Source organism: Rathayibacter sp. AY1A3, from assembly GCF_002930975.1.
Taxonomy (GTDB): Bacteria; Actinomycetota; Actinomycetes; order Actinomycetales; family Microbacteriaceae; genus Rathayibacter.
Genome location: NZ_PSTO01000077.1, coordinates 1 through 2,357, shown reverse-complemented (window position 1 = coordinate 2,357; position 2,357 = coordinate 1). Strand labels below are relative to the sequence as shown.

The window sequence follows — 2,357 nt, the reverse complement described above, 5'->3', positions numbered from 1 at the left end:
GCCACCGCGAGCACGGCCCGGCTCACCTCGGCTCCGGAGCTGGCCTTGGTGATGTAGCCGCGGGCGCCGGCGCGGATCACGCCGACCACGTCCTCCGCGGCGTCCGAGACGCTGAGCGCCAGGAAGCGCGACGACGACCCGGCGCTGCGCCGCAGCACCTCGGCCCCGCCTCCGCCCGCACCGCCCGGCAGGTGCACGTCGAGCAGCACCACCTCGGGCGCGAGCGAGGCGACCAGGCCGACGGCGGAGTCGACGTCGGCCGCCTCCCCGACGACCTCGAGCTCGGGGGCGAGGTCGGCCCGCAGGCCGGAGCGGAAGATGGAGTGGTCGTCGACCAGCAGCACGCGGGTCACCGCTCGACCTCCGCGGGGAGCCGCAGATGCACCTCGGTGCCGGTGCCGCCGACTCCGGGGCGCACGGTCGCGCTGCCGCCCGCGCGCGCCATCCGGCCGATGATCGACTCGCGGATGCCGAGGCGGTCGCCGGGCACCTCGTCGAGGACGACGCCGGGGCCGCGGTCGCGCACGAACACGTCGACGCCCTGCACGGAGGACTCGAGGTACACCGAGACGTCGCCGCCCGCGTGCCGGGCCGCGTTGAGCACGGCCTCGCGGGTCGCGGCGAGGAGCGCGGCGGCGCCGGGGACGGACGCTCCGACGGCCACCACCTCGAGGTGCACGGGGTAGTCGAGCTCGACGGCGGCGGCGATCGCCCGGACCTCGGCGGCCAGGTCGTTGGCGACCGGGACGTCGCGCTCGAACAGCCAGTCGCGCAGCTCCCGCTCCTGGGCGCGGGCGATGCGGGCGACCTCGCTCGAGGCTCCGGCGCGGTTCTGGATGAGCGCGAGGGTCTGCAGCACGGAGTCGTGCAGGTGCGCGGCGATCTCGGCCCGCTGCTCCTCGCGCACGCGGGCGGCGCGCTCGCCCATCAGCTCGGACCAGAGGGTCACCACCCGGGGCGCGGCCAGCACGCCGGCGGCGATCAGCAGCACACCCACGGCGAGCACCGCGTTGAGGGCGCTCGGGCGGCCGGTGAGCACGGCCGCTCCGGCGAGCACCAGCAGCGCGCAGGAGGCGAGGCGCACCGCGGAGCCGTACCGGGCGGGGCGGACGGCGTCGCCGCGGTCGAGCCCGAGGCTCCAGCCGACGGCTCCTCCCGCGAGCAGGCCGACGGCGACGAGCGCGCGCGTGATGTCGGCGTCGTCGCCGCTGTCGACGGTGATCAGCACGGCGAGCGCCGCGACGGCGGCGGCGAGGGTCAGCAGGCCGGCCACGGGAGCGGAGCGGCGGACGGCCGGATCCGCGTCGCGCGAGTCGAGCGGCGCGAGGGGCACCAGCGCCCAGAGCCAGAGGTAGAGGAGCGCGCCGCCCCCGCCGAGCGCGGTCGTGAGAACGGCGAGGAGGCGGGTCCTCCGCACGCTCCAGCCGAGGTGGTCGGCGACCGCGGTGCACACCCCGCCGAGCAGCATCGTCCGCGGCCGCTGCAGCGGGGGGCGGACGGCGGTGCCGGGGACTGTGCTCACCCCTGCATCCAAACAGGTCGGCCGCACGATCGGGGGTGCTCTCGGGGTCGGATCAGGGGTTCCCCCGATGGTCCGGGCCGTGGAGCGCACGGGAGACTCGCAGCATGACAGGACAGAGCACGACCCCGCCGGGCTCCTCGGAGCCGGACAGCACGGAGGCGGCGAGCACAGCGACGACGCCGATCGGGACGGATCCCGGAGCGGCCGGACCCGACAGCGCCGGCCCGGACAGCACCGGCCCCGAGAGCCCCGACCCGGGAGCCTCCGGCCCCGCCGATCCGCCCCCTGCGCCCGAGAACCGCTTCGTGCTCTGGCTGCGCGGCCTCGACCTGCCCCGCCGTCCCGGCTGGATCGGCGGCGTCTGCGCGGGGATCGCCGACCGGCTCGGCATCGACCCGCTGATCGTGCGCGGGATCGTGCTCGTCGTCGCGGTGCTGGGCGGGCCCGCGCTCCTCCTCTACGCCGCGGCCTGGCTGCTGCTGCCCGACCAGGACGGCGCCCTGCCGGTGGAGCGGCTGCTGCGCGGCTCGCTCGACCGGGTGCACGCCGGGATCGGCGTCCTCGTGCTCGCCTCGATGCTGCCGGTGGCGCAGGGCTTCTGGTCGCTCGGCGGCGCGTACACCGGGGCGATGCCCTGGGCGCCCGCGACCGGGCGGACGCTGTGGTCGCTCGTGGTGCTCGGGCTGATCGTGGCCTTCGTGGTCTGGATCGTGCGGCGGAGCCGGCGATCGGACGACGCGGAGGACGTGGTCGGCGTGATCCGCGCCGGCGCCCGCGGCTACATCACCAAGGCCAGCTCCGGAGCCGAGGTGAGCCGGGCCGTGCTCGCGGTGGC

General features: G+C 76.9%; 3 protein-coding genes. 1 reads left to right on the top strand and 2 read right to left on the bottom strand.

The window, feature by feature from the left end; genetic code table 11:
• Together C5C10_RS17345 and C5C10_RS17340 are read right to left on the bottom strand one after the other, a co-directional pair.
• Positions 1 to 353 (bottom strand): response regulator transcription factor (locus C5C10_RS17345; protein WP_146082201.1); only part of this gene is annotated, 353 nt, incomplete at its 3' end.
• Positions 350 to 1,522: a sensor histidine kinase gene (locus C5C10_RS17340; RefSeq protein ID WP_104222840.1), complete on the bottom strand. Its 1,173-nt coding sequence runs from the start codon at positions 1,520 to 1,522 to the stop codon at positions 350 to 352. The genes C5C10_RS17340 and C5C10_RS17345, both read right to left, overlap by 4 nt.
• Before the next feature lie 104 nt (positions 1,523 to 1,626).
• On the opposite strand from C5C10_RS17340, the gene C5C10_RS17335 reads away from it, so the two are divergent.
• On the top strand, positions 1,627 to 2,357 hold a 731-nt coding region (locus C5C10_RS17335), incomplete at its 3' end, for a PspC domain-containing protein (protein ID WP_146082200.1).